Raw genomic sequence first — 18,727 nt, 5'->3', positions numbered from 1 at the left:
TCGATTACTCGACACGACCCTCGCGAGTCGATCCGCCGGCCCCGAACCTGGTATGCGAGGCGATGATGCCCATGGCCTTCTCGCGGTTGTACTCCCCCGAGTCGAAGATTAAGGCCCCATCCTGGCGCAGCCTGTCCACCGTGGTGGTCCCGATCATCAGGTCCTCCACAAAGTCGGCGGTGGCGGCGAAGAGGATGGGCGGGGCAAGCGTCTGCTCCGACTGCCCACTGATCCAAAGGGTCACTTCGAGTTTGTCGGCCCGGTTGACCGCCAGAATGGCACTGAGCCCGGATACGACCGTAGTCAGATCGCGAATGGCTGCCTCGGGGCCGTCCCCGTCCAGATTTCTAAGGACGGCCACGGCACCCTCACGGGCCTGGATGCAATAGGCAGATATATCAGATATCTGGCAGAAGGCCGCCAGAAGCTCTGCCGAAGCCAGGCGGGTCACCATGACGGCGGCCTTGGCCCTGTTGCCGATCAGGCCTTCAAGCTCCTGATCGAAGTCTGCCGCAACGTCATCAGCCTCGTCCGGTTCCACCGACGAATGGTCAGCGGGCTCGGAATTCAGCCCAGCCTCGTCATCCACGCTCGATCCGGAGTGCTCAGACAGCTGATCCGCTTGGTCCTGGCCCTCATTGAACTCGGCCTCAAAGCTGGCCAGGGCCCGCTCGACCTCCTCCTCGCTCAGATGATGGCCGGAATCCGGCAGATCCTGATCCCTACTGTCATTGTTGTCGTATTCATCAGCGCTCATAGCGACCCCTTGGTGCTGGGGATGCCCTTGACCCTGGGATCAGGCTCCACTGCGAAGCGCAGAGCCCGGGCCAGGGCCTTGAATTCAGCCTCGGCGATGTGGTGCGGATCCCTGCCCGACAGGAGGGTCAGGTGCAGGCAGATGCCGGCATGCATGGCGATGGACTCCATGACGTGCCTGACCAAGGAACCGGTGAAGTGCCCGCCGATCATGGCGTACTGGAACCCCTCAGGCTCACCGGTGCAGACCGCATAGGGCCTGCCCGAAATGTCGACCACGGCTCTGGCCAGGGCCTCGTCCAGGGGGACGGTGGCGTCGGCGAAGCGCTTGATGCCCCGCTTGTCCCCCAGGGCCTGGGCCAGGGCCTCGCCAAAGACGATGGCCACGTCCTCGACCGTGTGATGGACGTCGATCTTGGTGTCCCCGCTGGCCTTGATGGTCAGGTCAATCAGGGAATGCCTGCCCAGGGCCGTCATCATATGGTCATAGAAGGGCACCGAGGTGTCGATGTCGGTCACCCCGGTGCCATCCAGATCCAGACTCAGGCTCACCTTGGACTCACTGGTCTGGCGGGTGATGGTGGCTGTTCTGCCTGCCATTGCTGCTCCTCCGCTTTCTGCCGCGCACTCCAGTAAGCACTGTGTCTTCTGCGCAGCGTCTAGACCACCAGCATAGCCGTCCCGCTGGTCTGCATCCTGCTAGAACCGCTTGAGGACATGGACCAGGGTTTGGCGGAATCGCTCCATCTCCGAGTCCGTGCCCATGCAGACCCTCAGGTAGCCTTGGGGACCCACGGCCCGGATCAGCACGCCTTCATCCTTCATGGCCTCGAAGACGGCATCCCGGTCGGGGAAGGTCCCGAAGAGGATGAAGTTGGAGGCCGAGGGGACCACGGTCAGAAGCCGGCCGTGGAACTTCTGCCCAGCCAGCCACTCGGCGGTTTCCCGACGGGTCTGGCGAAGCTTATCCACCCGAGCCAGTTGGAGGTCCGTGTGCTCCAAGGCAGCCAGGGCCGCAGCCTGGGTCAGGGCACTCAGATGGTAGGGCATCCGGACGATGCGGACCGCGTCTACTATTCCCTGGGATGCAGCCAGGTAACCCACCCTGGCGCCGGCGAAGGCGAAGGCCTTGGACATGGTCCGGCTGACTGCCAGGTGGTCGTACTGACCGATCAGGCTGACCGCCGAGGGCGTGCCCGGGTCCCGAAACTCGATGTAGGCCTCATCCACGACCACGATGGGCCGGGCGGACGGGTCCGCGCCCGCCACAGGGACCTGAGAGCAGACCTCCAGGAGCCTGGTCAGCTGATCCATGGGCAGGGGCGTCCCCGTGGGATTGTTGGGACTGGTCACCAGGACCATGGCGGGCCCCAGCTCCTTGATGCGCTTGATGGTTTTATCCATGTCCAGGCTGAAATCGGGCAACCGGTGGGCCAGCTCCCAGTCGGTGAAGGTGTCCCGGGCATACTCGGGATACATGGAATAGGTAGGGTCGCAGCCCAAGGCGATCCTACCCGGTCCGCCGAAGGCCTGGAAGAGCTGGAGCATGATCTCATTGGATCCGTTGGCCGCCCAGATTTGCTCGGGTGGGAGCGAGGTACCAGACTCCCTCTTCAGGTAGACAGCCAGAGCCCGCCGCAGGTCCTCATGTTCCCTGTCCGGATAGCGGTTGAGGCCGGGGGCCGCCTGGCGGACACGCTGGCAGATGGCATCGACCACCTCCTGGTCCAGGGGGCAGGGGTTTTCGTTGACGTTCAGGCAGACCGGGACATCCAGCTGGGGGGCGCCATAGGGTTCTTCACCCACCAGGTCGGTACGGAGTGGAAGATCTGCTGGTACGGCACTCACAGCAAACCGGCCTTCTCTTCGTTGGCTTCCAGGTCGGCCTTGTCGTAGGGGTCGTCCAGGAACCGGCTCAGGATGCACTCGCCATGGGCGGGCAGATCCTCGGATACGGCGAAATCGTTGATCTTGGCTGCGATGGGCTTAAGCCCTTCCTTGTCATATTCGATGACTTCGACAGGCTTCATGAAGGTGTGGACGCCCAGGGCCACGTCGAACCGGGCTGTGCCGCCGGTGGGCAGGACGTGGTTTGACCCGGACATGTAGTCGCCCAGGGGTACAGGAGAGTAAGGACCGCGGAAGATGGCGCCAGCGTTTCGAATTCGGTCGATGACGGCATCGGGATCGGCCGCCTGAACCTCAAGATGCTCGGCGGCATAGGCATTGGCCACGTCGATGGACTGGTCGATCCCGTCGGTCAGAATGATTCCCGACTGATTGCCGCCCAGGGAGGTGCGCACCCGGTCGGCATGCTCGGTCCGAGGCACCCTGCGCCCCAGGGCCTCCTGAACGCCCTTGGCCAGTTCCGGGCTGTCGGTGATCAGCACCGAGCCGGCCAGCTCGTCATGCTCGGCCTGTCCGATCAGGTCTGCCGCCACCCAGTCGGGGTTGGCCTGCCCGTCGGCAAGAATGGCGATTTCCGTGGGTCCGGCCACGGCGTCAATTCCCACCATGCCGGAGACCATCTGCTTGGCTGTCGCCACAAAGATGTTGCCAGGGCCCGTGATCTTGTCGACCGGGTCACAGAGAATCTCCCCGTCCTGGGGCTCGGATCCCCTGGCCCCGTATGCGAACATGGCTACGGCCTGGGCGCCGCCCACGGCATAGACCTCATCCACTCCCAGGATGGCGCAGGTGGCCAGGATGATGGCCGCCGGCAGACCCCGAGGGTCGTCGGATGCGGGCGGAGTGGCCACGGCCAGGGAATCAACGCCGGCAATCTGGGCGGGCACCGCGTTCATGATGACCGAGGAAGGATACAGGGCCTTGCCTCCCGGCACATAGAGGCCTACACGCTCGATCGGAATCCACCGCTCGCTGACCCGGGCGCCGGGTGCCAGGTCGGTGGCCATGGGCTTGGGCACCTGTGTGGTGCAGACCTTGCGGATGCGGGTAACGGACTCCTCTATTGCCGCCCTGACCTTGGGATCCAGCTGCTCCAGGGCCTCCTGCATGGCCGATGCCGGAACCCTCAGATCATGAGGACGCACATGGTCGAACTTCTCCTCCAGGTCGCGCAGGGCCGCCGCCCCATGTTCACGCACCTGGTCCAGTATGGGCTGCACCTGGGCGCTGGCCTCCCGGGTACCCATATCGGCTCGGGGCATGGCGGCGAGGAGTTGGGCGCGGGACATGGTTTTCCCGCGCAGATCCATGGTTCTCATCATGAGCTTTGACATACTTCGATGGTAGTGAACTTTTATGTCGCCAAAGCCAGCGACCCACCACCGTCCCAAATGGTGAGACGGGTCCGGGCGCGTCCTAGGCCGACGGTAGGCAGGAGGGTCCGAAGACCGACTTGATCTCGGCCATCATGGAGGTGTCGTGCCTGGTGCGGAATCCGTCGCCAAAGGTCAGCAGACGCACGTTCCCGCGGTCGTCGGTGACGGCCAGACGGACCTGGCAGTAGCCGGGGTGGGACTTGAGTATCCGGGCCAGCCGCTCCATGTGCCCCCTATCCAGGGCCTGCCTGGGCAGGGTGATGGTCAGTGGCCGCTCGTCCGCCGACTCCAGGACGGGCACCTCCATATCATTGACGCGGATGTTGGTGGCCTCGTCACGAAGCTCGACCACTCCCCTCACCCGGATGACCGAGTCCAGGGCCAGGTCGTCGGCGTGGGCGTCGTAGACCTTGCCGAAGAACATGCATTGGATGGAGCTCTCCAGGTCCTCGATGGTGACGATGGCCCACGGGTTGCCCTTCTTGGAGACCCTGCGGTCCACAGCAGTGACCAGCCCGGCCAGGGTCACCGCCTTGCCGTCCATGCTGTTAGACCGGTTGAGCAGCTGGGCGATGGACATGTCTCGCATGCCGGCCAGAACCGAGGTCATGCCGCTCAGTGGATGGTCGGACACATACAGGCCCAGCATCTGCCGCTCGAAGTTGAGTTTGGTGGACTTGTCCCACTCGTCGATGTCGGGCACGGTCACCTGGGCATCGCCCAAGGCATCCTGCTGGGGTTCATCGTCATCGGCGTCGGCGAAGAGGTCGAACTGGCCCTCGGCCTGCTTGCGTTTGATGGGCATGACCTGGTCGACTGCCTCGTCGTGGATCTGGAAGAGGGCCCTCCGGTTGGGGTCGATGCCGTCGAAAGCACCACCCTTGATCAGGGATTCCACGGTTCGCTTGTTGAGCACCTCCATGGGCACCCTCTTGACGAAGTCCATGAAGTTGACGTACTTACCCCGGGGCCCCTGGCGCTCCTTGATGATGTCCGCCACCACCTTGTCGCCCACATTGCGAATGGCTCCCAGGCCGAAGCGGACCACGTCGCCGACAGCGGAGTACTCGGCAACGGACTCGTTGATGTCAGGCGCCAGGATGCGGATGCCCATCCTTCTGGCCTCGCCCAGATAGAGGGCTGTCTTGTCCTTGTTGGTCCGCTCGTTCTGCAGCAGGGCGGCCATGAACTCCACTGGATAGTGGGTCTTGAGATAAGCGGTCCAATATGCGATCAGAGCATAGGCCGCGGAGTGCGCCTTGTTGAAGGCGTAGCCGGAGAAGGGCACCAGGACATCCCAGACCGCCTGGGCCGCCTCCTGGGAGTAGCCGTGCTCCTTCATACCCTCGAAGAAGGGAACCTGCTCCTTGGCCAGGACGTCAGGCTTCTTCTTGCCCATGGCCCTTCGCAGCACATCGGCTCGACCCAGGGAGTAGCCGGCCAGAATTCGGGCTGCGGACTGGACCTGCTCCTGGTAGACGATCAGGCCGTAGGTCTCATCGAGCACGCCCGCCAGGGGCTTGGCCACCTCCGGATGGATGGGCTCGATCTTCTGCAGCCCGTTCTTGCGCTTGGCATAGTTGATGTGCGAGTTCATATCCATGGGCCCCGGCCTGTAGAGGGCGATCAGGGCGGAGATGTCGTTGAAGTTATCAGGCTTGAGCATGCGCAGCAGGGATCGCATGCCGTCACCATCGAGCTGGAAGACGCCCAGGGTGTCGCCCCGGGACAGCAGCTGGTAGGTCTCCTTGTCGTCCAGGGGAACCTTCTCGATGCTGATGGGCTCCTTGCCGTTGCGCTTGATGTTGGTGACCGTGTCCCTGATGACCGTGAGGTTGGACAGCCCCAGGAAGTCCATCTTGACCAGCCCCAGGGTTTCGCAGGTGTGGTACTCGAAGGTCGTGGTCACTGTGCCGTCGGTGCGCTCCATCAAGGGCGAGGTATTGGTGATGGGGTTGGAGGCCATGATGGTGGCGCAGGCGTGCACACCGGTCTGGCGGATGATGCCCTCGATGCCCTTGGCCTCCTCGGTGATTCGCTTGACATCCGGGTTGGACTCGTACAGGTCGCGGAACTCCTTGGCCTCCGGATAGCGCTTGGACTGGGGATCGAAGATCTCCTTGAGGCTCATGTCCTTGCCGTTGACCGTAGGCGGCAGGGCCTTGGTCACCTGGTCGCCCACGGAGTACTCGTAGTCCATGATCCTGGCGGAGTCCTTGAGGGCCTGCTTGGTCTTGATGGTGCCATAGGTCACGCACTGGGCCACCTTGTCTGAACCGTACTTGCGGCCCACGTAGTCCAGGACCTTCATGCGCCCCTCCGGGTCGAAGTCCACGTCGATATCGGGCAGGGAGACGCGCTCGGGGTTGAGGAAGCGTTCGAAGATCAGGCCGTGCTTGAGCGGGTCCAGCTCGGTGATGCCCATGGCATAGGCCACCATGGATCCTGCCGCCGATCCACGGCCCGGTCCCACCATGATCCCGTGGTTCTTGGCCCAGTTGATGTAATCGGCCACCACCAAAAAGTATCCGGTGAACTGCATCTGGCAGATGACCCCGCACTCGTAGTCGGCCTGGTGGGAGACCTCCTCGGGCACCCCGTCCGGGTAGCGGTTCTTCAGCCCCTCGTCCACCTTCTTCAGGAAGAGGGAGGTCTCGTCCCAACCCTCCGGGCAGTCGAACCGGGGCATGAAGGCCCCGTCCTCATGGTCGTCGAACATGACGTTGCATCGTTCCGCGATCTCCAGGGTGTTGTCGCAGGCTTCGGGGAACTCCTTGAAAATCTCGCGCATCTCCTGGGCGGAGCGGATGTAGTAGCCGCTGCCGTCGAACTTGAAGCGGCCGGGGTCGGTCAGTCGGGATCCCGAGTTGATGCAGAGCAGGGCATCCTGGGCCGAGGCGTCCTCCTTGCGCACATAGTGCGAGTCGTTGGTGGCCACCAGGGGGGCATCCAGACGACGGGCGATCTCCAGCAGATCCTTGGTCACCCGATGCTCGATCTCCAGCCCGTGGTCCATCAGCTCCACGTAGTAGTTCTCCTTGCCGAAGATGTCCTGGAACTCCCCGGCGGCCCGCAGGGCTTCATCGAACTGGCCCAGCCTCAGCCTTGTCTGGACGATGCCCGAAGGGCAGCCGGTGGTGGCGATGACCCCCTTGTGGTAGGTGGACAGCAGATCCTTGTCCATACGGGGCCACTTGCCCACCAGGCCCTCCAGATTGGCCACCGATGAGGCCTTGATCAGGTTGACCAGGCCCGTGTCGTCGCTGGCCCAAAGGGTCATGTGGGTGATGAAGCCGCCGCCGGAGACATCGTCGGAACGCTGCTCGTCGGTTCCCCAGTGGACCCGGCTCTTGTCCTGGCGGGCCGTCTCTGGGGTCACGTAGGCCTCGATGCCGATGATGGGCTTGATGTCGGCATCCACGGCCGTGCGCCAAAGCTCATAGGCCCCGTGCATGTTGCCGTGGTCGGTAATGGCCACGGCAGGCTGCCCCAGCCGTCCCACCTCGGCAACCAGGTCGGGGATCCTGCTGGCCCCGTCCAGGGTGGAATAGTGGGTGTGGGTGTGAAGGTGAACGAAGTCTGACCGGGTTGAGGACATATCTCCAATTTACCCAGGACCCTGGCCGAATCGCCGGAGTCCGCTAGCTGCGTATACCAGTGGCGCTCTGACGCTCGATCTGCAGGGAGCTGCGCAGATCAGCGGGGTAGGAGGAGACCACCTTGGTCCAGATCTTGGTTCGGGGATGGCGGAATTCCAGCCGCATGGCGTGCAACCACTGCCGCTTCAGGCCCAGCCTGTCCGCCAGGTCGGGGTTGGCCCCATACATGTGATCGCCCACCAGGGGGTGGCCTATGGAGGAGAAGTGCACGCGTATCTGATGGGTGCGCCCGGTCTCCAGATTGACGCTGACCAGTGTGGCCGATCCGAAGCGTTCCAGCACATCCCAGTGGGTGATGGCCTCCTTGCCTGCAGGCGTGACCGTGAAGCGGAAGTCCGAGACCCGGGCCCGGCCGATGGGGGCTTCGATGGTGGCCTTGTCCTCGGTCAGATTGCCCTGGACCAAGGCGTGGTAGATCTTGACCACCTCATGCCGGGCGAACTGCCGGCGCATCTCCTTGTAGGCCAGGTCGGACTTGCAGACCAGCATGAGGCCGCTGGTGCCCGCGTCCAGTCGGGAGACTATGCCCTGACGGCCCTGGGCCCCCATGGAGGTGATGTGGGTGCCCCGCTGCAGGAGGCTGCCCAGAACGGTTGGGCCGGTCCAGCCTATGGAGGGATGTGCCGCCACCCCTACCGGCTTGTCGACGATGACCACGTCCTCATCCTCGTAGACCACAGGCATGTCCTCGGCCACCGGCTCCACCTGTTTGGCTTGCTCAGGCTCGTCCAGCTCAATCAGATCGCCGCTCATCAGGGTGGTGGCCTTGTTCACACGACGGCCCATGATCCGCACATGGCCCTGGGCCACCAGATCGCTGGCCTTGGCCCTGGACAGGCCCAGCATCTTGGACAGGGCCATGTCCAGGCGCCGACCCACCAGGGCATCCGGCGCAGGAAGAAGCCGGGTCACTTGGCTGCTCCCCCATGTTCTTGTATCGTGGACTGTTCAGTAAACCTCACATTGCAGACGAGGAGCACCACTACGGCCACGCCTGCCAGGGTCAGATAGACGTCGGCCACATTGCCCACTGACCAGCCGTAGTCCAGAAAGTCGACCACGGCTCCATCAAGGAAGCGCGAAGCATAGGCCACTCGGTCGATCAGATTGCCTGCCGCCCCGGAGAAGGCCAGGGAAAGAACCAAAGTCCAGGCCATGGAGGTGGTGCGCAGAGCCAGAACAATGATGAGCAGGCAGGCTGCCAGGGCGATCAGGGATATGACCCAGGTACTCCCGGACCCCAATCCAAGCGAGGCCCCGGGGTTGCGTACCAGTCGCAGTCCACGCAATGGCCCGGGCAGAGCCACCCTGACACCGCTGCCCAGCCGAGCCAGGGCCAGGGCCTTGGTCACCTGGTCCAGGGCGATGGCCACTGCCGCCAGAGCGACGAAGACGGCCACGCGCCCGCGCAGCCGTCTCATAAATGTGTTCTTCGTCATTACCTTATGGAATCAGTGGGCCTGTTCGGACTTCTTTTCCATGGACTGGTAATTGCTGGTGTCCGAAATCTGGTTGATCAGCTGGTTGAGGAACTCGGTCAGCTTGCTCCGGTAGCCCGCCTCGAACTGCTTGAGTCCCTGGATGTTCTCCTCAAGAACCTTGGACTGATCCATGAGCTTGTTCTTGACATCGGCGGCATAACGATCCGCGCTGTCACGGGTGTTCTTGTCGTACTCCTGCGCTCGGGTCTGCACCTGGGTCTCGTACTCATCAGCCTGGTTGTGCTGGCGCTTGGAATAGGCGTCGGCATCGGAACGGGTCTTGACGGAGTACTCGTCGGCCTGGGAGCGTACGCGCTGTGAGTAGCCATCAGCCTCGGAGTGCACGCGCTTGGAGTACTCGTCCACCTCGGCGCGGGTCCTCTTGGAGTAGTCCTCCGCCTTCTTGACGATGTCGTCATGCTGGGCGTGTCCCTCGGCCACCAGCTGGGAAGCGTTGGCCTTGCCCTTGTCTACGTACTGGTCGTGCAGCTGCATGGCCAGAGTGAGCATGGCAGTGGCCCTCTCGGGCTCGCTGCTTGCCTCGGCACCGGCCCCCGCGATCCGCTGCAGACTGCCCGTTTCAGTGGAGGGCTCGGCCTTGGAGACCTGCTCACGCAGCTGCTCCTCGCGCTTGCGGGACTCCTCCAGCTGCTTGTTCAGCTGCTCGGTGCGCTGCTGCTGTTCCTGAGAGACCTTCTGTGCCTGGGTAATCTGCTGGCGGGCCGTGGCCATGCTCTGTTGGGAGGCATTGAGCTGGTTGGTCAGCGCCTGCACCTGCTGACGGGCCTGGTCGCGCTCCTTTTGCATGGCCGTCAATTGGTTGGTCAGCGCCTGGGTGTTGTTGCCCGCAGCGGCCTGGGCGGTCAGCTGGTCAATCTGCGAGTTCAGCTGCTCGACCTGACGCTTGAGCTGGTCGTTCTGGGAGGCCAGGGTCTTGACCTGACTCTGGGACTCTGCCAGAAGTCGCTTGGTCTGGGCATCCACGGCCGGCTGCTGGGCCGCAGCCGATCCCTGGGCCTGCTTCAGGTCCCGATTCTCCGTCTGCAGGGATTGCACCTGGGCCGTCAAGTCGGAAATCTTTGAGTTCAGTGAGGCCACATCGGTACCCAGGGACTGGGTGGAAGCGGCGTTGCCTTGCATGGCCTGCTTGCCCAGGGCCTCAACCGTATCGGTGACCTGATCCAGGAAGTCGTCGACCTCGTCGACGTCGTAGCCTTCCTTAAACCGCACTGTCTGGAAGGTATGCTCCCTTATGTCATTAGGCGTCAATAGAGCCATATGTTTCTCCACCTCGCTTCAGGCCAACCAGCCCGATTGTGTTCTCTTACTGCATGCTAGCACGGAGTCTGCCGTACCCGCGGTCTTGTCTCTACCCCAGGAGCACCTGGATAATGATCAGGGCGGCGTAGAGGACCATGAAGGAGACGTCGAGCTGAATCCTGCCCATGGGCAGGGGCGGGACGTACCGGCGCAGCCAGCGCAGGGGCGGTTCAGTAAGGGCATAGATGACCCGAATGAGCGAGGCTACGAAGCCACGGGGGTACCAGCGGGGCGACAGAACCAAGACCCAGTCCAGGATCATCCGCACGAAGAGGATGAGCAGGTAGGTCTCAATGCAGATGTCTACCAGGTATCGAAGAAAAGGAACAAGCATGCGTCTTTAGGCTCCTGCGGACACGGCTGCCAGGGCGTCGGTCACTGGGCGAAAAGCCCCTTGGCCGAGGAGCCCGACTCGGGCTCCTCCACCTTGATGTTGACCTGGGCAGGGCTGAGCAGGAAGACCCTGGGGGTGACCCGCTCGATGGACCCACGTACCCCGAAGACCACGCCGGCGGAAAAATCGACGATCCTGTATGCAACCGACTCGGACACGCCAGTCAGGTTGAGAACCACCGGCACCCCGTCTCGCAGGGCCCTGCCGACCATCTGGGCATCCTCATAGGACTTGGGATGGATGGTGGTGATGCGGTTGATCCGGCTCTGGAAGGGCGTGGACTCGGTCTCTTGGCTGCTGGACGTGGATTGCGGAGCCATGGGAGTCACAGAGTGATCGGTGTCAAAGCCATCTCGGGCCTCGTCATCGTCGGCCAGGTCCTCGTCATCGTCGTCCACGACATCCGACATGCCGAAAAAGGACATTGCGTTCTTCATCAATCCTGCCATACCTGCTCCTTCGCCTGATTACCGCAGAAAGTCAGGGATATCCAGATATCCCGGGTCGGAGGTGCCGTCGTCGCCGGAGGCGGGGGGCACTACATCATGTTCGGAGGTCTCATCGGACTCCGACTCCGCCTGGGCGGACGGGGTCGTCAGCGGCTGCTGGGGCTCCTGGATCGGAGTGGCCACCGTCGGAGCGGTAGTCGAGTCCGCTGCAGGGGCTGGAGTCTCGTCCTTCTTTGGGGTGGGATCGAATCCTGCTGCGATGACCGTGACTCGCACTTCGTCCCCGTAAGCGTCGTCCAAGGCCAGTCCCCAGATGATCTGCGCCTCGGGATGGATGGCATCCTGAACCAGCTGGGCGGCGGCGGAGGCCTCCTGCATGCTCAGGTCTGTGGGGCCGGCCACGTTGATCAGGGCTCCATGGGCACCCTCGATGCTCTCCTCCAGGAGCGGAGAGGAGATGGCGATTTCGGCGGCCTGGGTGGCTCGATCCTCGCCCCTGGCTGCGCCGATGCCGAAGAGGGCGGTCCCGGCATCCTTCAGGATGGCAGTGACATCGGAGAAGTCCACATGAATGTAGGAGTTCATGGTGATCAGATCGGTGATGCCCTGAACGCCGGCCAACAGGGCCGTGTCGGCGGTCTTGAAGGCATCCATGACCGAGACCGTGCGATCAGAGAGATCCAGAAGCCGGTCATTTGGAATAACGATAAGGGCATCGACCTCCTTGCGCAGGTTCTCGATGCCCGATTCGGCGGAAGCGGAGCGCCTGGGCCCCTCAAAAGTGAACGGCCGGGTGACCACGGCGATGGTGAGTGCGCCTTGCTGACGGGCCGCGCGCGCCACCAGCGGGCTGGCACCGGTGCCTGTGCCGCCACCCTCCCCTGCGGTGACGAAGACCATATCGGCGCCCTTGAGGACCTCTTCAATGTCGGACTGATGGTCCTGGGCGGCCTTGGCACCCTTCTCCGGATCGGCTCCGGCTCCCAGGCCGCGGCTGTTGGCATCAGAAAGGGAGATCTTCACATCGGCTTCTGAGCGCAGGAGATCCTTGGCATCGGTATTGATGGCCACAAATTCGACATTCTGCAGACCTTCGGCGATCATGCGATTGACAGCATTGCCACCGGCTCCACCAACACCAACAACCTTGATGTTGGTCTTGTCATTGAAATTGTCATTCTGGGCAATCTCGCTCACAGTATGCTCCCGTCACTCACGTTACGCTTAACTCTAGCGCAGGTCATATACGCCAACACGCATTTGCCCACAGGCGTTCCGACCCTCCCTGACGGCCGTGGGCCCAGGGCCCGGGAGGTCAGAGCCAACCGCCCTGGCCTCCAAGAACCTCCACGCCGTTCTGTCCGTATTCTAAACCCTGATTCTAGACCCGGATGCGCATGGTTGGTGACGGGATCATTTCCGGCTTCAGTAGGAGGCGTCCATGGGGTCGTTACCGAAGAGCGTCTCGCGCTCCTGATGTGTGGTGGTCCGCGAATCCAGCCAGCCATAGGGCAGGCGGACCTTCTTGGCATACCGTACCCGCCCCCGGGGCTTGCCGGCCACGGCCCGCGGATATGGCATGTCCTGGTCAAGGTCGGCGATGCAGCGGTCCAGCTCCTCCAGGCTCTCGCAGGCCATGAAATCGCGTCGCACCTGGCCGCCCACGGCGAAGCCCTTGAGATACCAGGCCACATGCTTGCGCATATCGTGAACGGCCATGCGCTCGTCGCCGTCGTAGAACTCGACCAGGAGCCGGGCATGGCGGGCCATGATTGCACCCACCTGGCCCAGAGTGGGCTCCTGCCGTTCCGGCGAGCCGGCCAGGGCCGCGGCAATGTCGGCAAAGAGCCAGGGACGGCCCTGGCAGCCCCGACCGATGGCCACGCCTGCGCAGCCGGTCTGGGCGAACATGTCCAAGGCATCCTCGGCGGTCCAGATGTCACCATTGCCGAAGACGGGGATGTCCACGGCCTGAACCAGCTCGGCGATACGGTCCCAGTCGGCATGGCCGCCGTAGTACTCAGCCGTGGTCCTGGCATGCAGGGTGATGGCGGCACACCCCTCCTCCTGGGCGATGTGGGCCGCCTCCATAAAGGTCTCGTGCTGATGGTCGATGCCCACACGGATCTTTGCGGTGACGGGGATTCCGGCATGCGAACAGACGGCGACCACCCGATGGACCAGTTCGGAGAAAAGGTCGGTCTTCCAGGGCAGGGCGGATCCGCCGCCATGTCTGGTGACCTTGGGAACCGGGCAGCCGAAGTTCATGTCGATATGATCGACCCAGCCCGCATCAACCACCATCCGGGTGGCCTGCTCCATGATCTGAGGGTCCACACCGTACAGCTGCAGGGAACGCACCTTCTCCTGGGGTGCGAAGCGGCAGAGCCGGAAGGCCTTGGGGTTGCGTGCCACCAGGGCTCGGGCCGTCACCATCTCCCCCACATACAGTCCGTCGGGTCCATACTCACGGCAGAGCAGGCGGAAAGGCCAGTTGGTCACGCCAGCCATGGGCGAAAGCATGACAGGTACTGGCACGGGTATCGGGCCCAACTGCACCGGAGCAACCTTCGGGGTCAGGCGATCAGTCTCAGTACCGGCCACCGGCCTCGGCCACCTTGATGGGTTCGCTCTCGTCCGTGCCCGGCTCGCTGGCCAGATCCGTGTAACCGTCGGCGGCGCGCGCGCCGGTCAGGTCGGACGGGCCCATGGGGTAACGCACCCGCTGCTCGCCGACGACCCGGCGCACATAGTCCTCCACCTGGTCCAGGGCCACCCGGTCCTGCTGCATGGAGTCGCGGTTGCGGATGGTAACCGCCTTGTCGTCCAAGGTATCAAAGTCCACGGTGATGCACAGGGGCGTACCGATTTCGTCCTGACGACGGTAGCGGCGGCCGATGGCCCCGGACTCGTCGTAGTCCACCATCCACTCGTTCTGGCGAAGGTCCGCGGCCAGGTCGTGGGCGACCCGCTGCAGATCGGGCTTCTTGGACAGGGGCAGGACGGCAGCCTTGACCGGAGCCAGCCTTGGGTCCAGACGCAGCACGGTGCGCCGGTCGACCCCGCCCTTGGTGTTGGGGGCCTCGTCCACGTCATAGGCATCCACCAGGAAGGCCATCAGCGAGCGCGTCAGACCGGCGGCAGGCTCGATCACGTAGGGGATGTAGCGTTCCCCGCTGGCCTGGTCGAAGTAGCTCAGATCCTCACCCGAGTGTTCGGCATGGGCCTTGAGGTCGTAATCGGTGCGGTTGGCCACGCCCTCCAGCTCGCCCCACTCGGAACCCTGGAAGCCGAACCGGTACTCGATGTCCACGGTCCGCTTGGAATAGTGGGCCAGCTTCTCCTTGGGGTGCTCGTAGTGGCGCAGGTTCTCGGGCTTGACGCCCAGGTCCACGTACCAACGGGTCCTGGCGTCGATCCAATACTGATGCCATTCCTCATCGGTGCCGGGGTGGACGAAGAACTCCATCTCCATCTGCTCGAACTCGCGGGTACGGAAGATGAAATTGCCCGGCGTTATCTCGTTGCGGAAGCTCTTGCCCATGTTGGCGATGCCGAAGGGGGGCTTGGAGCGGGAGGAGGCCATGACCGACTTGAAGTCCACGAAGATGCCCTGGGCGGTCTCTGGGCGCAGGTAGTGCAGGCTCTTCTCGTCCTGGACGGGTCCAAGGTGGGTCTGCAGCATCATGTTGAAGTCGCGCGGCTCGGTCCACTGACCCTTGGTGCCGCAGTCCGGGCATGGGATGTCCTTGAGGCCGTTTTCCGGATCATGGCCGTGCTTCTCGACGTAGGCCTCCTCCAGGGTGTCGGCCCGGTGCCGCTTGTGGCAGTTCAGGCACTCGATCAGGGGGTCGTTGAATACGGAGACATGGCCTGAGGCCTCCCAGACCGCCGTGGGCAGGATGACCGAGGTGTCCACGCCGACCACGTCGTCGCGGGTGACCACCATGGTCCGCCACCACTCACGCTTGATGTTGTCTTTGAGGGCCACGCCCAGGGGACCATAATCCCAGGCCGAGCGCGTCCCGCCGTAGATCTCCCCTGCGGGAAAAACGAACCCTCGGCGCTTGGCCAGGGAGATGACCTCATCCAGTTTCGATACTGCCACTGATCACACCTTCTGCTCGGGAGCCCCTGCCGGGGCATACGACCTGATGACCGGCCTCCAGCATACCTTCGGCGGGTGACCTGCTGTCAGCGTAGAGTCCTACCATCAAGGCAGGTGCTGGAGGCCGCGCAGGTGACCGCAGGGTACACCGGGCATCCTGCCTACGAACACCAATCGATGCGGAAAGGTTCCCGATATGCCCGACATGAATGACCCATCTTATCTAAACACCGTAGCCGAAGTCACTATTGCACCTTCTGGTCAGGGTGAGGAACTGTCCACCTATGTGGCCCAGGTCATCAAAGTCATCAGGGATTCGGGACTGCCCAACCAGACCAACGCCATGAGCACCGTTGTCGAGGGGGATCTGCATCGGGTCATGGAGGTCGTGGAAGAGGCTACACGGGTCCTGGCCGAGCAGGGGTATCGGACCGGGGTCAGTCTCAGGCTGGACATCCGTCCCGGCAAGCGGGATCAGATCCACGAGAAGGTGGAGCGGGTCAACCGGATCCTGGGCGGGGAGAACCGCTGAAAGCCCACTCTCACTGAAGATCGGCCGGGCTGAAATCGCCTGAGTAGGTTAAGGTGTGCCCATGATCACGATGAAGCAGATCGCCGAGCGCACAGGCGTATCCGTCTCCACGGTCTCACTGGTGCTCAACGGCCGCGACAAGGGCAGGGTCAAGTCGGAAACCGCCCGAAAGGTGCGCAGCACAGCCAAGACCCTGGGCTACCGACCCAATCCCATGGCTAGGTCACTGCGTACCAGCAAGACCGGCATGCTGGGCTTCATCAGCGAAGAGGTAGCCACCACACCATATGCAGGCGCCATCATTCAGGGCGCGCAGGATGCGGCAGCCGAGCGCGGATATGTGCTTCTCACCGTCTCCACAGACGGAAGCGTCCGGGAATCCGAACAGATCCAGGCTTTGAAGCGCTATGGTGTGGACGGCTTCCTCTTCGCCAAGATGTACAACCAGAATGTCGACCTGCCCCAGGATCTGCGCTCCTGCCCTGCCGTGGTGGTCAACGCCGTAGAGCGGGCAGATCGTTGCCCCAGCATCGCCCCCGACGAGTTTCTGATCGGCTACGATGCCACCCGCCATCTGATCGAATCAGGCTGCCGCCGAGTGGCCTATCTGGGCACCACACAGGATCTGCCCGCGCAGGAAGACAGAATGCGAGGGTATCAGGCCGCCCTCAAGGAAGCCGGGTTACCTGCAAGTCAGGCCTTGATCCGACTGGTGGGCTTCAACCAGGAGGCCATGGACCAGGTAGATGATCTGATGGACGACCAGCACCCCGATGGCGTCTTCTGCTTCAATGATTCGCGTTCTTTCTACCTCTATCAGGCCGCCGCCGCCCGCCATCTAATCATCGGCAAGGATCTGAACCTGGTAGGCGTGGACAACCACCAGGTCGTAGCCGAAACCACGGCACCCCCCTTGACCACTGTCGAACTGCCCCACTACGAGATGGGCTTCTGGGCAGTGCGGCGACTGCTGGCGCAAATCAACCCCCGTCGCATTGCTCTGCCACTGCCCAAAACTCGTGCCGTCCTGCCGCCGCTCGATCAAGCTGGCGGGGTGCGCATCCACTGCGCTCTGATCCGCAAGGGTTCCACCCGCCTCGATGCAGCCTCGGACCCGAACCCGGCCAACCGCTAAGCCAGAATCACACTTCCCTCACCCCTCTCACCGTCGCAAGATGGTGAACCAAGGTCGCATACTGGCGGGCTTCGCGCCAATCGACAATCGGTCAGCATCCCCAGCTGGTTGCTTATCGTGTTCAGGTTCACATAGCAATTGTCAATCGTTTGACGTAAATCGATTGACGGTTTACTATACCTACCAGGATTCGCTCTGCACACAGTGAGTGCATCGGACCTTAAGGCACTGCGGAGAAGCGGTGCATGACAAGGAGAGAGGGGCAACATGGCCGCCAAATCATCAGCATGGAGGAATCCATCATATTTGGAATCCTCCACCGGAATATTCTTCTTCTTCTGCGCCTGGGGCATCTGGTGGTCCTTCTACTCGCCCTGGCTGACCAACGGCCTCGGTATGACCAACGCCCAGGTCGGCAACATCTACTCCATCAACTCCTTGGGCACACTGATAATAATGTTTGTCTACGGGGTCATCCAGGACGAGCTGGGGGTAAAGCGTAGGCTCGCCATCTTCATCGCGGCCATTGCGGCGTTGGTCGGACCTTTCGTGCAGTTCGTCTACGCCCCCCTCATGCATTCCAACCTGATCCTGGGCGCGGTACTCGGTTCAGTCGTTCTATCCGCAGGCTTCATGTCGGGTTGCTCCCTGATCGAGGCCATCACCGAGCGGTACAGCCGTAAATTCGGATTCGAATACGGTCAGTCCCGCGCCTGGGGTTCCTTCGGCTACGCCATTGTGGCTCTGATTGCCGGGTTTACTTTCAACGTCAACCCGATGATCAACTTCTGGCTGGGATCCGCCTTCGGCGCTTGCATGCTCCTGGTCTACGCCTTCTGGATCCCCGATGAGCAGCGCGAGGAAATCAAGCGGGAGTCTACCCCAGAGGGCGAAAAGTCCCAGCCCTCCCTGCGCGACATGATCCACGTCCTGGGCATTCCCGCCCTGTGGCTCCTGATCGTCTTCGTGGTCTTCACCAACACCTTCTACACCGTCTTCGACCAACAGATGTTCCCCAACTACTATGCCAGTCTCTTCTCCACCCCGGAACAGGGCCACGAGGTCTATGGCATCCTCAACTCCTTCCAAGTGTTTCTGGAATCGGCCATGATGGGCGTGGTTCCGGTCATCATGCGCAAGATCGGCGTGCGCAACTCCCTCTTGTTGGGGGCTACGGTCATGTTCGCCAGGATTGGCCTGTGCGGTTTCTTCCACGACCCGGTCATGGTCTCCATCGTCAAGCTCTTCCACTCCATCGAGGTCCCGCTCTTCAGCCTGCCGGCCTTCCGCTACTTCACCCTGCACTTCAACCCCAAGCTGTCCGCCACCCTTTACATGGTGGGCTTCCAGATCGCCTCCCAGGTCGGCCAGGTGGCCATGTCCACCCCGCTGGGCATCCTCCACGACCGGGTCGGCGATCGGATCACCTTCTACACCATCTCATTGGTGGTGCTGATCGCCCTGATCTACGGTATCTTCGTGCTCAAGCGCGACGACCAACAGGTTGACGGCGATCCTTTCATCAGGGACTCTCAAAAAAACGCCGTAACCCAGGGCTGATCCCCACATCAGCCATCATCAGCACCCATCCAACCGGAAAGGATTCAAG

General features: G+C 62.7%; 16 protein-coding genes. 3 read left to right on the top strand and 13 right to left on the bottom strand.

Annotation, left to right across the window (positions count from 1 at the left end; genetic code table 11):
* Window positions 1-4 precede the first annotated feature (4 nt).
* From H3T88_RS04990 to H3T88_RS04930, 13 genes are all read right to left on the bottom strand, one after another.
* Window positions 5-757, bottom strand: a complete 753-nt coding sequence (locus H3T88_RS04990; RefSeq protein WP_198203775.1) for a hypothetical protein — start codon at window positions 755-757, stop codon at window positions 5-7.
* Window positions 754-1,356, bottom strand: coding sequence for an imidazoleglycerol-phosphate dehydratase HisB (hisB, locus tag H3T88_RS04985; protein WP_198203774.1), 603 nt, complete (start codon window positions 1,354-1,356; stop codon window positions 754-756). The genes H3T88_RS04990 and hisB overlap by 4 nt, the downstream gene beginning before the upstream one ends.
* 99 nt (window positions 1,357-1,455) lie before the next feature.
* The gene (locus tag H3T88_RS04980) at window positions 1,456-2,604 is read right to left on the bottom strand and encodes a histidinol-phosphate transaminase (RefSeq protein ID WP_198203773.1); all 1,149 of its coding nucleotides are present in this window, start codon (window positions 2,602-2,604) and stop codon (window positions 1,456-1,458) included.
* On the bottom strand, window positions 2,601-3,998 hold the full coding sequence (gene hisD, locus H3T88_RS04975) for a histidinol dehydrogenase (RefSeq protein WP_198203772.1): 1,398 nt from the start codon (window positions 3,996-3,998) through the stop codon (window positions 2,601-2,603). The genes H3T88_RS04980 and hisD overlap by 4 nt, the downstream gene beginning before the upstream one ends.
* Before the next feature lie 82 nt (window positions 3,999-4,080).
* Window positions 4,081-7,638, bottom strand: a complete 3,558-nt coding sequence (gene dnaE / locus H3T88_RS04970) for a DNA polymerase III subunit alpha (RefSeq protein WP_198203771.1) — start codon at window positions 7,636-7,638, stop codon at window positions 4,081-4,083.
* A gap of 43 nt (window positions 7,639-7,681) precedes the next feature.
* Window positions 7,682-8,611: an RluA family pseudouridine synthase gene (locus H3T88_RS04965; RefSeq protein WP_198203770.1), complete on the bottom strand. Its 930-nt coding sequence runs from the start codon at window positions 8,609-8,611 to the stop codon at window positions 7,682-7,684.
* Entirely contained in the window at window positions 8,608-9,138 is a 531-nt protein-coding gene (locus H3T88_RS04960) for a signal peptidase II (RefSeq protein WP_033510974.1), read from the bottom strand. The genes H3T88_RS04965 and H3T88_RS04960 overlap by 4 nt, the downstream gene beginning before the upstream one ends.
* A gap of 12 nt (window positions 9,139-9,150) precedes the next feature.
* Window positions 9,151-10,458 (bottom strand): DivIVA domain-containing protein, encoded by a 1,308-nt coding sequence (locus H3T88_RS04955; protein ID WP_198203769.1) that lies wholly within the window; start codon window positions 10,456-10,458, stop codon window positions 9,151-9,153.
* A gap of 91 nt (window positions 10,459-10,549) precedes the next feature.
* Window positions 10,550-10,834, bottom strand: coding sequence for a YggT family protein (locus H3T88_RS04950; RefSeq protein ID WP_198203768.1), 285 nt, complete (start codon window positions 10,832-10,834; stop codon window positions 10,550-10,552).
* 41 nt (window positions 10,835-10,875) lie between these two features.
* Window positions 10,876-11,343, bottom strand: coding sequence for a cell division protein SepF (locus tag H3T88_RS04945; RefSeq protein ID WP_110416948.1), 468 nt, complete (start codon window positions 11,341-11,343; stop codon window positions 10,876-10,878).
* An 18-nt stretch (window positions 11,344-11,361) separates the two neighbouring features.
* The gene (gene ftsZ, locus H3T88_RS04940; protein ID WP_015021534.1) at window positions 11,362-12,540 is read right to left on the bottom strand and encodes a cell division protein FtsZ; all 1,179 of its coding nucleotides are present in this window, start codon (window positions 12,538-12,540) and stop codon (window positions 11,362-11,364) included.
* A gap of 228 nt (window positions 12,541-12,768) precedes the next feature.
* Entirely contained in the window at window positions 12,769-13,923 is a 1,155-nt protein-coding gene (gene dusB, locus H3T88_RS04935; RefSeq protein WP_269748978.1) for a tRNA dihydrouridine synthase DusB, read from the bottom strand.
* Window positions 13,924-13,933: 10 nt separating this feature from the next.
* Complete coding sequence (locus tag H3T88_RS04930) at window positions 13,934-15,451, bottom strand: glycine--tRNA ligase (RefSeq protein WP_110416945.1); 1,518 nt, start codon at window positions 15,449-15,451, stop codon at window positions 13,934-13,936.
* A gap of 196 nt (window positions 15,452-15,647) precedes the next feature.
* On the opposite strand from H3T88_RS04930, the gene H3T88_RS04925 reads away from it, so the two are divergent.
* From H3T88_RS04925 to H3T88_RS04915, 3 genes are all read left to right on the top strand, one after another.
* Window positions 15,648-15,983, top strand: coding sequence for an MTH1187 family thiamine-binding protein (locus tag H3T88_RS04925; RefSeq protein WP_015021531.1), 336 nt, complete (start codon window positions 15,648-15,650; stop codon window positions 15,981-15,983).
* Window positions 15,984-16,044: 61 nt separating this feature from the next.
* The gene (locus H3T88_RS04920) at window positions 16,045-17,118 is read left to right on the top strand and encodes a LacI family DNA-binding transcriptional regulator (RefSeq protein ID WP_198203766.1); all 1,074 of its coding nucleotides are present in this window, start codon (window positions 16,045-16,047) and stop codon (window positions 17,116-17,118) included.
* Between the two features lie 267 nt (window positions 17,119-17,385).
* On the top strand, window positions 17,386-18,678 hold the full coding sequence (locus tag H3T88_RS04915) for an MFS transporter (RefSeq protein WP_198203765.1): 1,293 nt from the start codon (window positions 17,386-17,388) through the stop codon (window positions 18,676-18,678).
* Window positions 18,679-18,727 lie beyond the last annotated feature (49 nt).

This window comes from Bifidobacterium sp. W8110 (assembly GCF_016101375.1).
Classification (GTDB): domain Bacteria; phylum Actinomycetota; class Actinomycetes; order Actinomycetales; family Bifidobacteriaceae; genus Bombiscardovia; species Bombiscardovia asteroides.
The sequence above is the reverse complement of the archived record's forward strand: the minus strand, read 5'-3'. Positions and strand labels throughout refer to the sequence as shown.

What these genes read in the sequence shown, in the direction of transcription:
- hisB (WP_198203774.1), bottom strand. Translation starts at nt 1,356, where the DNA reads ATGGCAGGCAGAACAGCCACCATCACCCGCCAGACCAGTGAGTCCAAG.
- H3T88_RS04945 (WP_110416948.1), bottom strand. Translation starts at nt 11,343, where the DNA reads ATGGCAGGATTGATGAAGAACGCAATGTCCTTTTTCGGCATGTCGGAT.
- H3T88_RS04960 (WP_033510974.1), bottom strand. Translation starts at nt 9,138, where the DNA reads ATGACGAAGAACACATTTATGAGACGGCTGCGCGGGCGCGTGGCCGTC.
- H3T88_RS04925 (WP_015021531.1), top strand. Translation starts at nt 15,648, where the DNA reads ATGCCCGACATGAATGACCCATCTTATCTAAACACCGTAGCCGAAGTC.
- H3T88_RS04990 (WP_198203775.1), bottom strand. Translation starts at nt 757, where the DNA reads ATGAGCGCTGATGAATACGACAACAATGACAGTAGGGATCAGGATCTG.
- H3T88_RS04915 (WP_198203765.1), top strand. Translation starts at nt 17,386, where the DNA reads ATGGCCGCCAAATCATCAGCATGGAGGAATCCATCATATTTGGAATCC.
- hisD (WP_198203772.1), bottom strand. Translation starts at nt 3,998, where the DNA reads ATGTCAAAGCTCATGATGAGAACCATGGATCTGCGCGGGAAAACCATG.
- dnaE (WP_198203771.1), bottom strand. Translation starts at nt 7,638, where the DNA reads ATGTCCTCAACCCGGTCAGACTTCGTTCACCTTCACACCCACACCCAC.
- H3T88_RS04955 (WP_198203769.1), bottom strand. Translation starts at nt 10,458, where the DNA reads ATGGCTCTATTGACGCCTAATGACATAAGGGAGCATACCTTCCAGACA.
- H3T88_RS04950 (WP_198203768.1), bottom strand. Translation starts at nt 10,834, where the DNA reads ATGCTTGTTCCTTTTCTTCGATACCTGGTAGACATCTGCATTGAGACC.
- H3T88_RS04920 (WP_198203766.1), top strand. Translation starts at nt 16,045, where the DNA reads ATGATCACGATGAAGCAGATCGCCGAGCGCACAGGCGTATCCGTCTCC.